Raw genomic sequence first — 15,635 nt, 5'->3', positions numbered from 1 at the left:
CGGCTCGATTCATCGGGGTGTCCTCTTGCGTGGCGGGCGTTAGTAACTTAGCTTAGGTTTACCTAATCAAACGTTCGCGGAGGTTGTCATGTCGAGCCCCACCACGATCCTCGCGCCGACCACCGCCGAGCGGGTGCGGAGTGCGTGCGCTCACGCCGAGACAGCGGTGCTCGCGCTCCCCGGGATCGACCCTGTCCCCACCACGCTGCACCACCTGCGCCGGTGCGGCGACGCGGTGATCGCGGTGCCAGGGTCCTCACTCGCGGCCGCGCTGGCCGCCACGGCCAACGAGACCTCCGCGGTCCTCGAACTCACCGATCACGCGCCCCTGCCGCTGCGTGAGCCGGTCAGGGCGCTGGTGTGGTTGCGCGGCTGGGTGCGACAAGTGCCAGAGCAGGCGCAGCGCGCGCTCGCCGTCGAAATCGCCAAGGACTTCCCGCATCCGGGCCTGCTCGACGTCGGCCACGGCGTCACACTGCTGCGGATCGTGGTGAACTCGGCGGTACTGGCCGACACCGCGGGCGCGGAATCCGTCGACCACGCCGACCTGCGCGCCGCCACCGCCGACCCGTTCTGCGAGCTGGAAAGCGCCTGGCTGCAACACATGTCCGAGGATCACGCCGACGTGGTGGCCCAGTTGGCCCGCCACCTGCCGACCCGGCTGCGTGGCGGCCTCGTGCACCCCCTCGCCATCGACCGCTACGGCCTGACCCTGCGAGTCGAGAGCAACGACGGCGACCACGACGTCCGGCTGCCCTTCCCCACCCCCGCCGACGACATCGAATCGCTGAGCCGCGCGGTCCGCGTCCTGGCGGGCTGCCCGTTCCTGAACGGCCTGCGCCGCATCTGAATCATTCGCGCTTCCCCACGATCCTTCGCGTTCCCCACGCCGATGCCTACAGCCGTACCGCACTCCCGACCCCGCACCCGCGACCCCTAGGGAGCGGCGGGCCACGAAGTGGCCAGTCCGCGGCCGGGTCGCCGGTCAGGCGCCGTTGCGTAGGCGACGAAGGAGCAAGCAACGGTGCCTGACCGGCGGCCCCTCAGGGCCGCGGACACGCGCGCGCCAGCGCGCCGACCAACACTGCTTACACTGCGCGGCATGCGCGTCGATCCTCCGGATACCCAGCTGAGCGAGCGGGACAGGTTCGGGCTGCGAGTCGAGATCACGATCGTTCTGCTCGTGACCTTCGGGTTGAGTGGGATCAGTGCCGCACTTTCCCTGCTGGATTCGGCGCTGTCGCCGGGTGGGGTCGGTGGGCGGACCGTGGCGTTGAACGCGTCGCGGTCGAACAATTCATTCCTCGATCTGCTGTTCCAGCTCGTCGGGGTGACCCGGCTGATGGCGTGGGCGGCGTTGGCGCTGTACCTGTTGTGGCGCAGCGGGATCGCGCCACGGATGATCGGGTTGGCCCGGATCCGGCGTGGCGACATCGTGGCAGGCCTCGTGCTCGCCGCGGTGATCGGGCTGCCGGGGCTCGCGCTGTATCTGGTCGCGCACACGATGGGGGTGAGCGTCACCATCGTGCCGAGTTCGCTGTCGGAACACTGGTGGCGGCTGCCGGTCCTGATCTTGTCTGCCTGTGCGAATTCGGTCGCCGAGGAAGTGGTGGTGGTGGGCTATCTGATCACCCGGCTGCGCAGGCTCGGCTGGTCGGAGAACTCGTCGCTGGCCGCGTCGGCGCTGCTGCGCGGCAGCTATCACCTGTACCAGGGGATCGGCGGCGGGCTGGGCAATATCGTGATGGGCCTGATCTTCGGCCGATACTGGCAGCGGACCAACCGCCTGTGGCCCTTGATCCTGGCCCACGCGACGATCGACGCTGTCGCCTATCTCGGCTACAACGTGCTGCGCGGGCGGGTCGGCTGGCTGCCATGATCACTGATGTGAACGGCGTGTCGCGGCGAGTTTCACCACATCACCGCGTTTCGCGCTAACAGTGGCCCTCGCGCGGGGTATCCCAGTAGTAACGAGCGCGCGGAAACCGACTCGCACTCCCCACGATCAGTAGAGTTTGACGGTGATGAACGGCGACGATCCCCGCGAGGACCCCCGTAGGCGCCGGGTGCCGCCGACGTCCGGCCGCCCCGGCGGTCCCGCGGTGCCCCCACAAGGTCGCCCCCTGCCGCCTCAGGGTCGCGCGATGCCTCCGGATCCGCGCTACGGCCGCCCGCCCGGCGACGACCGGCGCCCGCAGCCCGAGGACGGTCCGACGGTTCGCTACAACCCGGCGCCTCGACGCGGCGCGTCACACATCGAACCTACCCAGGTGATGCACCGCGGCAACTCCGGTGACCAGCCACTGGCCTATTCGCAGCTGCCCTACGAGCGTGAGAAGCCGCGTCAGCCACCACCACCGCCGCCGCGACCGCCTCGTGAGCAGGTCAGACACGCACCGACCCAGCGGCCGGTGCCCCACCACGACGCCCTCCCGCCCCGGCGCACTCCCCCGCCGGTCGCCGGGGGCAGGCAGCCGCAGCCGCCCCGGCGCAGGCGCAAACGTCATCCGTTCCGGTGGCTGATGGTGATCGTCGTGCTGTTGATCGCCGGACTGATCGCCGCGGTCGTGCACCTGGACAACTCACTCGCCCGTATCACCGCGCTGCCCTCCTACAGCGACCGCGTGAGCAATACCCCCGGCACCAACTGGCTGCTGGTCGGCTCCGACGGCCGTGGTGACCTCTCCACCGAGCAGGAGCAGGAACTCGCGACCGGCGGCGACACCGGACCCGAACGCACCGACACGATCATGATGGTGCACATCGCGTCCTCCGGCCCGACCACCATGGTCAGCCTCCCGCGCGACTCCTACGTGAACATCCCCGGCCACGGCAAGGACAAGCTGAACGCGTCGTTCGCGATCGGCGGCGCGTCGCTGCTGGTCCAAACGGTGGAGGAAGCGACGGGCGTGCGGATCGACCACTACGCGCAGATCGGCTTCGGCGGTTTCGCCAGTGTCGTCGACGCGTTGGGTGGGCTCGAGATGTGCCTGGACGAACCGATCGTCGACCCGCTGGCCGGGCTCGACCTGCCCGCGGGCTGCCAGGAACTGTCGGGCCCGCAAGCACTCGGTTTCGTTCGCACCAGGGCCACCCCGAACGCCGATGTCGACCGGATGAATCATCAGCGCATGTTCATGGCGGCGCTGTTGAAGAAGGCCACGAGCATGGGCACCCTCGCGAATCCGTTCTCGTTGTGGCCCATGGCAACCGGGGTCGCCGGTTCACTGAAGGTCGACGACGGCGATCACATCTGGAACCTGGCGGCACTCGGCTGGGCGATGCGCGGCGACACCGTGACCACCACCGTTCCGATCGGCGGATTCGACGACACCGACGTGGGCAACGTGTTGCTCTGGGACAAGACCAAGGCCTCTGATTTCTTCGAGGCGCTCGCCACCGATCAGCAGATCCCAGAGGAGCTGCTGACGCGGTAACGTCGAGGTATGCCCGAGAACCTGTCGTTCACCGAACTCCTCCGTGACCAGGTCAGAGCCGGTCTGACCGCGGCGCACCAGTATCTGGCCGCCGCCGTCTATTTCGACGCGCAGGATTTACCCGAGCTGGCCGGGCAAACCTACGCGCGTTCGACGTCGAATCACGGGCACGCGATGCGCATGGTGCAGTACCTGCTCGACCGCGATGTGCCGATCGCGATCGGCGGGCTCGACGAGGTCCGCTCGGAATTCGATTCCCCGCGCGCCACGATCGCCTTTCTGCTCGACCGCGAACGGGTCACCACCGCGCAGGTCAGCGCTCTCGCCGCGGCCGCGCGCGAGAACAACGATTTCCTGGGCGAACAATTCATGCAGTGGTTCCTGGGCGAGCAGGTCGACGATGTCGCCGCGATGACCACGCTGTTGACCGTGCTCGACCGGCAGGACAATCTGTTCGACGTCGAGGAATTCATCCGCCGTGAACTGCGCGGGACGGTGCGAGTCGATACCACCGCACCCCGAATGGCAGGCGCGACTTAGGAAATACTTGGTTAGGGAATACTGCCCTCAATAAGGCTGCACTTGGATGACAACCCCTGATGACCAGCATTAATGTGGCGGCCATGTCGATTCATCCGGAAGCCCCGCGAAGCAAGTTCCACACTCTGCTCCAAGATCAAATCCGGCATGAGTTCAATGCCGAGCACCAGTACATCGCGATCGCGGTGTGGTTCGACAACCACGACCTGCCGCAGCTGGCCAAGCGCTTCTACGCCCAGTCCGTGGAAGAACGAAATCACGCGATGATGATCGTGCAGTACTTCGTGGACCGTGACATCTCCGTGGAGATCTCGGGCATCGACGCGGCGAAGTCGAAGTTCGAGTCCGCCCGTGAGCCGATCGAACTGGCGTTGACCCAGGAGAAGACGGTCACCGATCAGATCGTGCAGCTCGCGAGCACCGCCCGTGAAGAGGGCGACTACCTCGGCGAGCAGTTCATGCAGTGGTTCCTGAAGGAACAGGTCGAAGAAGTGGCGCACATGACCACGCTGCTCAATATCGCCGATCGCGCCGGGTCGAACCTGTTCGACCTGGAGGAGTTCATGTGGCGCGAGCTGAGCACCCCGAAGGATGCCGCCGGGGCACCGTCGGTCGCGGGCGGCAGCGTCTAGCTCTTCCGCACAGGATTCGGCTCGCGGGCAGCGAGCCGAATCCTGTGTGCGCGTTTACCAGCCGGAGCCGGAGCCACCCGAGCCGGTGTTGGCCAGCACGGTGCCGATCAAGATCTGCGCGAGTCCAGCGATAGATCCGAGAAATTCCACGATGCCTCTTACTTTCCTCATCACCGATTGTCCGGTTCAGTCGTGAACCTAGCGGACCGAATCTGTGAAAGAGACATGTTTCATTAAGTTCAGCGCAGGGTGACCTGACGCGAACGCAGACCATCGCGCGAACGACGTTCTTCGCTGGTCATGGGCGCGTCGGACGCCAGCGCTTCGGCCAGGCGAGCACCGAATTCCCGCGCCGGAGCTTCCCATTCGGCCGGGTGCCGCTCGGGATCGAGGTCGAACACCGGCACCAGCAGGCCGTGCGTGCGGAACGAACCGGCGAAGCGCGAACCCTCACCGAGGTGCAGGCCACCGGTGGCGTGCACGCGAGCCAGGGCCAGCATCAGCGCGTCTTCGTCCTCGGGTCGCACCCAGCGCACATGCGCCTTGTCGCCCGCGTCGACCCACCAGGCCGCGCCGACGGAATCCGGGCCGAGGTCGAGGCGCGCCGACGGCATGATGGCCTGCTTGGCCTGCTCGATCGTCGCCGCCACCTGCGGATCCGGGGTGACGCCCTCGGGCACCCACCAGTCGAAGTCCTGGTGCACGGTGAGCTCGAGGTCGGCGCCGGGATCGATGACATCGGCAAGGCGCGGACCACCGTCGACGGCGTCGGCGGAGTTCAGCGACTCACCGGGCTCGGCCGACTGGGTCCACAGGATCGCCGCCGCGATATCGGCCGACGGGTCTTCGCCGCGGAACTGCATCTGCGTGCCGACGAAGCCGATGGGCTCGTCACCGGCGCGCACCAGCGCGGCCACCGCGCCGGGCAGCACCGTCGCCAGGGTGACCTCACGCTGCGCGGCCACACCGGGCGCGAGCTTCAAGGTCGCGGTCGCCGACGGCACGAACTCCCGCAGCGCCACCAGATCACATTCGGCGGCAAGACCCTCGAACGGCCGTGTCACGGCCGCGGATGCCTGCTCCTGCGCCGCACGCCGCTGCGCGAGACGCTGAGCCCGATTACTGTCGGGCTTCGGACTGTTCCGCTTGCTTTTACCCACGCGTGGAGTTTATGGCCGAGCGGCGAGTTCGCTTACCGCGCCCCCTGCCCACGCCCGCCGTGTCCGGTGTGGGCGATCAGACTCCGGCCAGTAGCGCCTTCGTGCGGCCCGGGTGGTTGGTCGCGACCCAACTGACGCCGAGGTCGGCGCACAACGTCACGTCTTCGGGCTCGTCCACGGTCCAGCAGTAGGTGGCCCGGCCCGCCGCGGCGGCCTTGTCGACGAGTTCGGGATGCTCGCGCAGCGTCTTCACCGAAGGGCCGACCGCGGTCGCGCCGACCGTGGTGGCCGCGCCCCCGCCGAGAAACCGCGACGATTCGCCGAGCAGCACCGTCGGCAACAGCGGGGCGGCACGACGGATCCGCCAGACCGCGGTCGCCGCGAACGACATCACCACCGCGCGGGAGTGATCGGCCGACGCCGGCGTGGCGATGCCGAAACGCTGGAGTTCGGCGAGCACCTTGTTCTCCACCAGGGCGCCGTAGCGCACCGGGTGCTTGGTCTCGATGAACAGTTTTGTCGGACGGGTGCGCCAGTCGAGGACGAGGCCGATCAGATCGCTCAGCGCGAGCACACCCTGCGGCTCTTCGTCGGTGCCGAAGTTCATGTCGCGCAACTCGTCCAGCGTCAGCTCACTGACCAGGCCGGTGGCATCGGCGGTGCGGTCGACGGTGCGGTCGTGCACGCAGACCAGGTGGCCGTCGCGGGTGAGCCGGACGTCGCATTCGACACCGTCGGCGCCCTCCTGCAGCGCTAGTTCGTACGCGGCGAGGGTGTGCTCGGGTCGTGCCGCCGACGCACCACGATGCGCCACCACGAAGGGTGGGCGATTGCTCTGGCTCACTTGGCCACGACCTCCTCCTGCGTATTCTCGCCTGTCCGGACGGAATCCGCGCGTTCGGCCTCATCGTGCCCGACGTCATCGCGCGCCACGTCATCGCGCGCCGCCGCAGCGCCCGGCTCGACCGGCGCGATGACAACCTCGGCGGGATCGGCCGCCATCACCCAGCGGTGCGCCGATCTGACCTCCCCACGCAGGTCACGGCCCTCCAGAGTGCGCACCATCCACAACGTCAGGACCGCGAACCCGGCCGCGCACAGGTCGGTGAAACCGGTGAAGGAGACACCGTCGGCCTCGGCCTGCAGGGTCGACGCGTCGCGCCACAGCGTCGCCGCGATCAACAGCAGCCCGCTGAATGCCCAAGCGGCCCACCAGATCCGCACCGCCCGCCATGAACGTGGATCGGGGTCGGCGCCGAGCAGTTCGGTGAGGAATACGCCGGGCCAGATCAGATTGACGCCCGGCACCAGGCATCCCGCGATCAGCGACCATCGTTTGCGCGGGTCACGCTTGCCGTAGGCGGTGAACACGATCGTGCGCGCTTCGATCAGCCAGGCGACCAGCGACACGGCCGCCACCAGCGCGCAGAGGGGCGCGATGACGCCGAACACCAGCACCGTCGCGTCGGAGATCGACAGCAGCCAGCCGGGGATGAGCCGGGCGCGGTTCTGCAACAGGATCAGGTAGCGGCCGTATTCGGCGAGGCCGGCGAGCAGGAACGCGAGCGCGGTCGTGACCAGCAGCCGATCGCGGCGGACGGCGAGGCCGCGCAGGGGGCGCTCGGACGGGCGGGCCGCGGACGGCGGCGGATCGAGCAGCCCCCAGCGCGGGGTCTCGGTGTAGCGCGGGGTCGGCCCGAGCGGGGCCGAGGTGGTCGCGCCCGCCTTACGGGTGCGGTGATCGGGTCGGCGCGCGACCCAGCGGTAGTTGCGCTGGGTGGCCGGTGCGTCGACCCTGCCGGGCGAGAGCAGCACCCCTCGGCAGCGCGGGCACCAGTGCATCGGCGCGCCCTGTACGGCCCACCGCGCACCACAGCGTGCACATGGTTGCACCACCGAACTCACCCGCGCACCCCGCTTCCGGACTAGTAGATCTTGGCTTCGTGGTCGCCGTCGGCGACCACCGGGCGGCCGGTCTGCTGCCAGGCCACCATGCCCCCCGCGACATTGACCGCTTCGTACCCGATGTGGGCGAGATACCGGACGACCTCGATGGACCGGCCACCCTGTCTGCACACGACGTAGAGCTCGGCGTCGATATCGAGCTCGTCGAGGCGGGCGGGCACGTCGGCCATCGGGATGTGGACCGCGCCCGGCGCGTGGCCGAGGTTCCATTCGTCGGGTTCGCGCACGTCGAGCAGCTGCGCGCCCGGCGCCGGGTCCGCGTCATCGAACGCGGCGGGTACCGCACCCACCGGCACCGTGGGGACATCGGAGCTCGTCACGCCTCGATCCTGCCATGCCGCACGGATCGCCGGGCGAGGCTGTGCGAGGACGGTGCGATCCACGAGCCTCAGCTATCGGTCAGCACACATCCAACGGGAACCGGCTGCCGACGACGCCGACAGCCGGGTGAAACCAGCCGGGAACAACCGATCCGGGACTCCCCTCCATGTCATCCCGGAGCGGTCGTTCGCCGCTGACGTCGGGATTCGTGGACTGTGTTCTGTCCCGACATCTACTTGGACGCAAGCGGGACCGATTCGGTTCCATAAAAACGAGAACACTAGAGAAAATCTTAAATCCTGGGATCTGGGCGGCCGGATCGGTAGCCTGGGCGCATGAACGTGAGCAGGGGGCTACTCGACAGTTTCGACATCAACGGCTTGAATACCGCTTTGTCCGAATCCACGTGTCTAGGGGTAGAAGTGGATGCCGCGGCGGGCAGGCTGCAACTCGCTCTGGAGGTGCTGACGCTACCCACGGATGGACCCGCGCCGATCGACACGAAAGTCTTGCTCACCTTCACCGGAGTCACCCGCGTCGCGGCCTCCCTGCGCATCCAGCGCTGGGACGATGTCGACGCCCGTGTACTTCCCCTGACCCTCGACCAGCTCGACGAGGCCATCGAGAGCTTCGGCGGCGGCGGGCTGCACGGGTGGGAGTTCATCGACCTCGACGACAGCGGATGGACGCTGTGGAGTGAGTTGCTCAGCTTCGACACCGTGCTCGATCAGCGCATCGCCGCCCATGTCATCGAGTTCTCCCAGGAGGAGGGCATCGACCCGCGCGAACTCGACGTCCGCGTGTGGTTCGACAAGATCTCGGTCACCGACACCGCGGGCCGCGAGATTCCGATGAACGAGTTCATCGACGGCGGCCGGCGCTGGTGGGACGCGCACGCCACCGGCGATGCCAGGACGACGAAGGCCGACATCGCGCCGCCGCTGTAGTTTTGGAGCGCTGGCGCGCTCGAGCGGGGCCCTTCGGGCCCCTGATCTTCCCTCCCTCCGGGCACTCCTTCGTCGCACCCTCCACTCAGTCCAGATCAGGGCGGGCCCCGCCGGTAGAGACCTACGGGGAATCGGGGGCACGGTTCGCGGGTTGCAAGGGGCGGGTGTACGAATGATGGTTGGTGTTGTCGTCCGAACTGGGCGCACACAGCCCGACACACGGAAAGGGACATCGTGGCCGTCTACACGCTGCCGGAACTGGATTACGACTTCGGCGCACTGGAGCCTCACATCTCCGGTGAGATCAACGAGATCCACTACACCAAGCACCACGCTGCCTACGTCGCAGGCGCCAACAAGGCGCTCGAGCAGCTCGAGGAAGCTCGCGAATCCGGCGACCTGGCTGCCATCCTGCTGCTGGAGAAGAACCTGGCCTTCCACCTGGGTGGCCACTACAACCACTCCGTTTGGTGGAAGAACCTTTCCCCCAACGGCGGCGACCAGCCGGAAGGCGACCTGGCCGCGGCCATCGCCGACCAGTTCGGTTCGTTCGACAAGTTCCGCGCGCAGTTCACCGCTGCCGCCAACGGCCTGCAGGGCTCCGGCTGGGCCGTCCTGGGTTACGACACCCTCGGCCAGAAGCTGCTGACCTTCCAGCTGTACGACCAGCAGGCCAACGTGCCCACCGGCATCATCCCGCTGCTGCAGGTCGACATGTGGGAGCACGCCTTCTACCTGCAGTACAAGAACGTCAAGGCCGACTACGTGACTGCGTTCTGGAACGTCGTCAACTGGGCTGACGTGCAGGACCGCTTCGCCCGGGCCGTCGGCCAGGGCAAGGGCCTCATCTTCGGCTGATCCGCCTCTCCGCGTATTTTGCCGGCCGTAGGTAACTCCACGGGTTCTTGACCGGACTCGCGGTCGTGTGCCCCAGGCTTCTGGGCGTGCCCGGCGAGTTACCCATGTTCTTGCGAAATCAGGCGTTGCGCGAAAGACCTCCCAGTTATTCACTGGGGGGTCTTTTGCGTAGATTGCCCGTTCTGGCACTCACTGGTACTTGTGTGCCAGATGGGTTAGGGGCTATTCCTGTCATATACGGGCACAGTCGCCCCCGTTAGTCGGGAGGCCATCATGAACACACAGGGTCCGATCGGGATCACGCCGTTTCAGGCGCGCGGTCGACTACGGGGATTCGTGGTTTCGGGGCGGTGGCCGGATACCACCAAGGAATGGGCGCAGGTACTGGTGCTGGCCGTGCGGGTCGCGTCGATGCCCGGCCTGCTGGTGACCACCACGGTATTCGGGGTGCGCGAGGAGCTGCCCGACGATCCGGAACCCGGCACGGTGGGGCTGGTGATGGCGGAAGGGCCGGTGCTCGGCGACGAGGCGATCGAACCCGGCCGGTTCGCCGCGCACGTGCCGCCCGCGCTGCTGATGCTGCATCCGCCCTCGGAGACCCGTCCGTCGCTGCCCGAATGCGCGGGCGCGGCCTCGGGCTGCGTGCTGCTGCCCGGCGTGCCGCATCTCGGTTTGGAGCATCGCGCGGCGTGGGCGGAGGCCGAACTCGACGGCACGATCACCTCACTGGTGAGCCGGGTCGGCATGGATCTGATCAGCGATCCCGACACCGCCGTGCTCGCAATGCTGCTGGCGTCCTGAGTCTTTCGACTGTGACGGTCGGGCGAATGCCTGGCAACGGGTCTGCGTTGTACAGAAATCAGGGAAACCGAACTATCGCCGCCGTACACCCAAACTTATTGTGCCCATTGAGATTTGGATTACCAGCGCTTGGCATACCGGGAGCAATCGGGCTAGAGTGATGAACAGCGAAGGGGAGTAGCCCGCAATCGCCCAGTCGACATACTGATCGCCGCCGAATTCGGCGCGGTCCGGCTGCGTGAACCGGTGACCACCGGTGGGCGAGACCTTCGGCCACGAACCGATCCGTCGACCGGTGTGGCTGAAGGCGCACCCGTCTTTCAGCCACAGGCCGGAGTATTTTCCTGGGAGCTGACTTCATGATCGCCACGATCCTGCTGAGCTTCGGCGTGCTCTTCCTCGCCGAACTCGGCGACAAATCGCAACTCATGGCGCTCACCTTCTCGCTGCGCTACCGCTGGTGGGTGGTGCTGGCGGGCATCAGCGTCGCCAGCGTGGCCGTGAATCTCATCGCCGCGGGCGTCGGCCATTTCCTCGGCACCGCGCTCCCCGCGGACGCTATCGCCGTCATCACCGCGCTCACCCTGCTCGCGGTCGGCCTCTGGACGCTGCGCGATGCGCTCACCGGCGACGACGACTCCGAACAAGCCCCCGCGCCGTCGAGCACCCGCAATGCCTTTCTCGTGGTGATCTCCGCCTTCACCCTCGCCGAACTCGGCGACCGCACCATGTTCGCCGCCGCCGCCCTCGCCTCCAACAACAACTGGCTGGCCGTCTGGATCGGCTCGGTCGCGGGCATGGTCGCGGCGGGCGCGCTGGCGATCCTGGTCGGCAAGATCGCGGGCAAGCACCTGCCCGAGCGCGGCATCGCCATCGCATCGGGCCTGCTGTTCCTGTTCTTCGCCGCGAAGACCGTGCTCGACGCGTTCGTGCCCGGTCTCGGCGGTTGGGCGTCGGCCGGACTGGCACTGCTCGCCCCCGCACTGGCCGGTCTCGGCGTCGGGGTATGGCGCGCCGCGCGGCGGACGGCGCCCGACCCGACGCAGATGGCGGCGCGCTGACTCAGCGGGCGAAGGCGTTGCCGTAGAGCGTGCCGGAGCGTTCGGCCAACGCGATCAGCTGGTCTTTGATGCCGCGCAGGCTTTCCGGGTCGTCGGCGGCGATCCGGCCGGTGACCATCGCGCCGATGGCGGCGGCCAGGGTCGCGCAGGCGAACTGCTGGTCTTCGGATTCGGCGCCGAGCATGGTGGCCACCACCTCGACGAAACGATGCTGCAAGTCCATGCGCGCCTCGATGGCCGACGGGCCGACCGCGTAGACCTCCACCAGGAACAGACGCGCCGAGGCCGGGTCGTCGATCATGTGGTCGAAGTAGGTGGTGAGGATGCGGTCCATCCTGGTGAGCGCGTCGGTGTCGACGCAGTCGGCGATCACCGCCTGCAGCTTCGCGGCCAGGGAGTTCGACACCCGATCGAAGGCCGCGTTGAAGCAGTCCTCTTTCGAGCGGAACAGCTCGTAGAACGTTTCCCGTGAAACCCCGGCCCGCTTGAGTACGGCCGCGACCGGCGTGCCGACATAGCCGCCCACGGTCATCGCCTCGCCCATCGCCACGAGAATGCGCTCACGCTGAGAGGCGACGACTTCTTCGCGCGAGAGGTGGTGGCGTCCACGCGGAAGTTGTTGCCGCAGTGTCGAATCGTTCATGATTGCCGTTCCATTCTGCGGGGTCGGGCTGGCTGTTCGGTGGTGAAGGGGACCTCTTCGGTGCGGGCGATGTCGATGGCGCGGGCCAGGCGATCGCCTTGCACCCGCTGCACGACCAGTTGGGCCAGCAGCCGAAACGGCCGGACCAACGCTACCCACCAGGGCGAGACAACGGTCTTCCTTCGTCGCGCGATGGCTCGTTCCATCGCTTCCACCGCGGGGCCGACCGGCGAGCTGCCGGTCAGGCTGGTCTCCCCCAGCACGGTGCGCGCGGCGACTGTCCCGAATCCGCGCACCGTCATGTCGGTGTCGATCCCGGCGAAATAGCTCACCCCCACCTTCGCCCCGGTGGACCGCAGTTCCGCGCGCAGCGTGGCGCCGAGCGAGGCCACCGCCGCCGCCGAGGCGCTGTAGGCCCCGCCGAGCGGCAACTGCACGGCCGTGGAGATCGACGACATCAACAGCACATACCCGCCCGGATGCGAAAGATGCGCCCCCGCCGCCGACACCGTGTAGGCGACGCCGAGCACATTCACCGCGAGGGTTTCCTCGAGCACCGACGGATCCCCGCCGATCATCGCCATCTGCTTGGCGACCCCCGCATTGGCCACCAGCACATCGAGCCCGCCGAGTTCGGCGACCAACGCCTCGACCACCCGTTCGACCTGCCCCCGATCGGCCACATCGCAATACCGCCACGGCACACCACCGCATTCGGCGGCCACTTCGGCCAGCAGTTCCGGTTCGAGCCCGAGCAGAGCCACATGGGCGCCGTGAGCGGCCAATCTTCGAGCCAGCGCGGCGCCGATCCCGCGTGCGGCCCCGGTGATCAGGACCTTGCGTCCGGCCACGGAAGGACCGGCGAACGATCTCATGACGGCACGCTACCACTGGTAAACACCGGTGTTCACGACGATTTCCCCACCGCCCGATATGGGTGTTCCAGACCACACCCGCCTCACGCTAAGGTGCCCTTATTGGCAACCGGCACAATAAGCCGTAGGCCATAGAGTTCCAGGCGCACCCCTCCTCGTAGGGGGTGCGACGAAGGAGCGCGTTCTCGGCGCGCGGAGTCAAGCGCCGAGAACAGCGGCACCAGCCGCAAATAAACACAGAGAGGACCATCAGTGGAGATTTCGGGTTCCGCCGCCATTGTCACCGGAGGCGCGTCCGGCCTCGGTGCCGCCACCGCCAAGCGTCTCGCCGACGCGGGCGCCACCGTCTTCGGCCTGGATGTCCCCCAGTCCATCGAGCGCGCGGGCGACAACGTCCCCGCGGGCGTCACCCTGATCGCGGCCGACGTGACCAGCGGTGACGAGGTCGCCGCCGCGATCGCCCAGATCACCGAGGGCCCGGCGCCGCTGCGCATCGTGGTCAACTGCGCCGGCGTCGGCTGGGCGGGTCGTATCCTGTCCAAGAACGGCCCGCACGACCTGGAGCTGTTCCGCACCGTCATCACCGTGAACCTGCTCGGCACGTTCAATGTGATGCGCCTGGCCGCCGACGCCATCGCCAAGACCGAACCGGTCGACGAGTACGGCCAGCGCGGCGTGGTCATCAACACCGCCTCGGTCGCGGCCTTCGAAGGCCAGGTCGGCCAGATCGCGTACTCCGCCTCCAAGGGCGGCGTCCACGGCATGACCGTCCCCGCAGCTCGCGACCTCGCCCAGTTCGGCATCCGGGTCAACACCATCGCCCCCGGCATCATCGACACCCCGATGCTCGCCGGCGTCACCCCCGAGTACCGCGCGGGCCTCGAAGCCGGCGTCCCGTTCCCCTCGCGCCTGGGCCGCCCGGACGAGTACGCCCAGCTCGTCGAGTACATCGCGAGCCACGACTACCTCAACGGCGAGACCATCCGCATGGATGGCGCGCTGCGCATGGCACCGCGCTAGAAATCTGCTGTTCGGCGGCGCCTGGCCTGTACTGGCCAGGCGCCGTTCGTTTTTCGGGTGAGGCTGCCCCGGTCAATTGTCGGGGCGGTCGTCGAGTTCGCGCTGTAGGTCGGTGTTGATCCGCTGTGCCTCGGCGAGCTGATCCTCGAGGATCACGATCCGGCACGACGACTCGAGCGCGTTGCCCGCATCGACGAGTTCGCGCACGCGCGCGGCGATGCGCAGTTGGTAGCGCGAGTAGCGGCGGTGCCCGCCGGCCGAGCGCTGCGGGGTCAGTAGCCGCGCGGCGTCGAGGCCGCGCAGGAACGCCTGGGTGACGCCGAGTATCTCCGCGGCGCGTCCCATGCTGTAGGCGGGGTAGGTGTCGTCATCGAGCTTGTCCGCCGCGCTGGGACCGTCGGCGGGATTGATGTTCGGGTGCTGCACGAGGCCTCTCGGGTTCAACGCCGGAAGGCCCCGGCGCTGGGCGCCGGGGCCGTGATTTACGACTGGGGGAATGTTCTGAGACACCGCATCCGACAACTCCCGGGATGCGGGACATGTAAATGGCTTATCAGTGGCCACCACCTCCTGAATCGTCGGTTATACCTGCGGTTTTCACTTACTACTTCACTTGCCTTGCTTCTTCGCCCACTCCGGCGGTCCGGCCTGCTGCACCGGATTCTCTTCTCCGCCGGAAGGGACGGTCGAACTTGTCGTTCCGGGCAGTTCACCTGCCCGGCCATCTGATTTCTTAACAGGAACGAGAGCGACTATATACCCCCGAACCCGAGAATGTCTACACCCGACACGACAGATTTACTCCACCTGCGGTGATGGCAGGATGACCTGCGGTTACACGGGGCGGGTGAAGGTGATCAGGGCGCGGCCAGGGCCGTTGTAGTCGGGGACGGGACCCGCGACGGTGAAGCCGAGGCTGCGATGGAAGTCGATGCTGGTGTAGTTGGCGGGCGACGTTATCGCGGTGACGATGGTGCGATTGTCGGAGCGAGCGATGGTGAAGAAGGCTTCGTAGAGGGTTCTGCCCAGGCCGGCCTTGCGGGCGTCGGGACGGACCGCGACGAAGTGGATGTAGGCCGTGTACGGGTCGGACGGTGAGCCGAAACCCACCAGGAAGCCGGAGATTCCGTTGTCATCGGAGGCGATGAGACTGGTGCGGTGGAAGTGGTCGAGGAACATGCGGGGAAGGTTGTGGACCGCTGCTCTGCCCCACCAGTTGTCGACTACGCCGATGACGGTGTCGTAGTCGTCGGGTCTCGCCCGTCGGATCTCGTGCCCCACCATCACTCCATGGTGCCCCGACGTGACTTGTCAGCACCAGAATTGCGGTGAACAAAACTGCCCGCCACCGAAACCGGTAGCGGGCAGTCCACAG

At 67.5% G+C, this 15,635-nt stretch carries 18 protein-coding genes; 10 read left to right on the top strand and 8 right to left on the bottom strand.

Features of this window, described 5'->3' with window-relative positions:
• Positions 1-88 precede the first annotated feature (88 nt).
• From OHS03_RS28655 to OHS03_RS28635, 5 genes are all read left to right on the top strand, one after another.
• Positions 89-850 carry a DUF2470 domain-containing protein gene (locus tag OHS03_RS28655; protein WP_062991016.1) on the top strand — a complete coding sequence of 254 codons (762 nt, stop codon included), beginning with the start codon at positions 89-91 and terminating at the stop codon, positions 848-850.
• Between the two features lie 252 nt (positions 851-1,102).
• Positions 1,103-1,879: a CPBP family intramembrane glutamic endopeptidase gene (locus OHS03_RS28650; RefSeq protein ID WP_328658335.1), complete on the top strand. Its 777-nt coding sequence runs from the start codon at positions 1,103-1,105 to the stop codon at positions 1,877-1,879.
• A gap of 265 nt (positions 1,880-2,144) precedes the next feature.
• Positions 2,145-3,437 (top strand): LCP family protein, encoded by a 1,293-nt coding sequence (locus tag OHS03_RS28645; RefSeq protein ID WP_407942419.1) that lies wholly within the window; start codon positions 2,145-2,147, stop codon positions 3,435-3,437.
• Positions 3,438-3,446: 9 nt separating this feature from the next.
• Positions 3,447-3,977: a ferritin gene (locus tag OHS03_RS28640; RefSeq protein WP_328658333.1), complete on the top strand. Its 531-nt coding sequence runs from the start codon at positions 3,447-3,449 to the stop codon at positions 3,975-3,977.
• Positions 3,978-4,060: 83 nt separating this feature from the next.
• Positions 4,061-4,609: a ferritin gene (locus OHS03_RS28635; protein WP_056822460.1), complete on the top strand. Its 549-nt coding sequence runs from the start codon at positions 4,061-4,063 to the stop codon at positions 4,607-4,609.
• Between the two features lie 239 nt (positions 4,610-4,848).
• Here the strand turns inward: OHS03_RS28635 and OHS03_RS28630 are convergent, their stop codons facing one another.
• From OHS03_RS28630 to OHS03_RS28615, 4 genes are all read right to left on the bottom strand, one after another.
• Positions 4,849-5,769, bottom strand: a complete 921-nt coding sequence (locus OHS03_RS28630) for a DUF5926 family protein (RefSeq protein WP_328658330.1) — start codon at positions 5,767-5,769, stop codon at positions 4,849-4,851.
• Positions 5,770-5,845: 76 nt separating this feature from the next.
• Positions 5,846-6,613 carry a glycerophosphodiester phosphodiesterase gene (locus OHS03_RS28625; protein ID WP_062991024.1) on the bottom strand — a complete coding sequence of 256 codons (768 nt, stop codon included), beginning with the start codon at positions 6,611-6,613 and terminating at the stop codon, positions 5,846-5,848.
• Positions 6,610-7,611 carry a DUF4328 domain-containing protein gene (locus tag OHS03_RS28620; protein WP_328658329.1) on the bottom strand — a complete coding sequence of 334 codons (1,002 nt, stop codon included), beginning with the start codon at positions 7,609-7,611 and terminating at the stop codon, positions 6,610-6,612. Before OHS03_RS28620 ends, OHS03_RS28625 begins: the two co-directional genes overlap by 4 nt.
• Positions 7,612-7,694: 83 nt before the next feature.
• Positions 7,695-8,054 carry a rhodanese-like domain-containing protein gene (locus OHS03_RS28615; protein ID WP_328658327.1) on the bottom strand — a complete coding sequence of 120 codons (360 nt, stop codon included), beginning with the start codon at positions 8,052-8,054 and terminating at the stop codon, positions 7,695-7,697.
• Between the two features lie 336 nt (positions 8,055-8,390).
• On the opposite strand from OHS03_RS28615, the gene OHS03_RS28610 reads away from it, so the two are divergent.
• The 4 genes from OHS03_RS28610 to OHS03_RS28595 all read left to right on the top strand — a co-directional run bounded on the left by OHS03_RS28610 (position 8,391) and on the right by OHS03_RS28595 (position 11,722).
• On the top strand, positions 8,391-9,002 hold the full coding sequence (locus OHS03_RS28610; protein ID WP_056822471.1) for a hypothetical protein: 612 nt from the start codon (positions 8,391-8,393) through the stop codon (positions 9,000-9,002).
• A 234-nt stretch (positions 9,003-9,236) separates the two neighbouring features.
• Entirely contained in the window at positions 9,237-9,860 is a 624-nt protein-coding gene (locus OHS03_RS28605; protein ID WP_056822473.1) for a superoxide dismutase, read from the top strand.
• Between the two features lie 273 nt (positions 9,861-10,133).
• A complete protein-coding gene (locus tag OHS03_RS28600) occupies positions 10,134-10,661 on the top strand; it encodes a hypothetical protein (RefSeq protein ID WP_056822475.1) in 528 nt (175 codons plus the stop codon).
• 359 nt (positions 10,662-11,020) lie between these two features.
• Positions 11,021-11,722: a TMEM165/GDT1 family protein gene (locus tag OHS03_RS28595; protein ID WP_328658325.1), complete on the top strand. Its 702-nt coding sequence runs from the start codon at positions 11,021-11,023 to the stop codon at positions 11,720-11,722.
• 1 nt (position 11,723) lies between these two features.
• Here OHS03_RS28595 and OHS03_RS28590 read toward each other — a convergent pair whose 3' ends face one another.
• Both OHS03_RS28590 and OHS03_RS28585 read right to left on the bottom strand, forming a co-directional pair.
• Positions 11,724-12,365 carry a TetR/AcrR family transcriptional regulator gene (locus OHS03_RS28590; protein WP_328658323.1) on the bottom strand — a complete coding sequence of 214 codons (642 nt, stop codon included), beginning with the start codon at positions 12,363-12,365 and terminating at the stop codon, positions 11,724-11,726.
• A complete protein-coding gene (locus tag OHS03_RS28585) occupies positions 12,362-13,240 on the bottom strand; it encodes an SDR family NAD(P)-dependent oxidoreductase (RefSeq protein WP_328658321.1) in 879 nt (292 codons plus the stop codon). The genes OHS03_RS28590 and OHS03_RS28585 overlap by 4 nt, the downstream gene beginning before the upstream one ends.
• Positions 13,241-13,492: 252 nt before the next feature.
• Here OHS03_RS28585 and OHS03_RS28580 point away from each other — a divergent pair, with 252 nt between their 5' ends.
• Entirely contained in the window at positions 13,493-14,260 is a 768-nt protein-coding gene (locus OHS03_RS28580; RefSeq protein WP_056822485.1) for an SDR family NAD(P)-dependent oxidoreductase, read from the top strand.
• Between the two features lie 72 nt (positions 14,261-14,332).
• Here the strand turns inward: OHS03_RS28580 and OHS03_RS28575 are convergent, their stop codons facing one another.
• Positions 14,333-14,686 carry a MerR family transcriptional regulator gene (locus OHS03_RS28575; RefSeq protein ID WP_235569872.1) on the bottom strand — a complete coding sequence of 118 codons (354 nt, stop codon included), beginning with the start codon at positions 14,684-14,686 and terminating at the stop codon, positions 14,333-14,335.
• Between the two features lie 408 nt (positions 14,687-15,094).
• Positions 15,095-15,544, bottom strand: coding sequence for a GNAT family N-acetyltransferase (locus OHS03_RS28570; RefSeq protein WP_328658319.1), 450 nt, complete (start codon positions 15,542-15,544; stop codon positions 15,095-15,097).
• Positions 15,545-15,635: the final 91 nt, after the last annotated feature.

Origin of the sequence: Nocardia salmonicida, assembly GCF_036142455.1 — a bacterium.
GTDB lineage: Bacteria > Actinomycetota > Actinomycetes > Mycobacteriales > Mycobacteriaceae > Nocardia > Nocardia salmonicida.
Note: the sequence above shows the minus strand (reverse complement) of the source record. Positions and strands in the feature narration are given on the sequence as shown.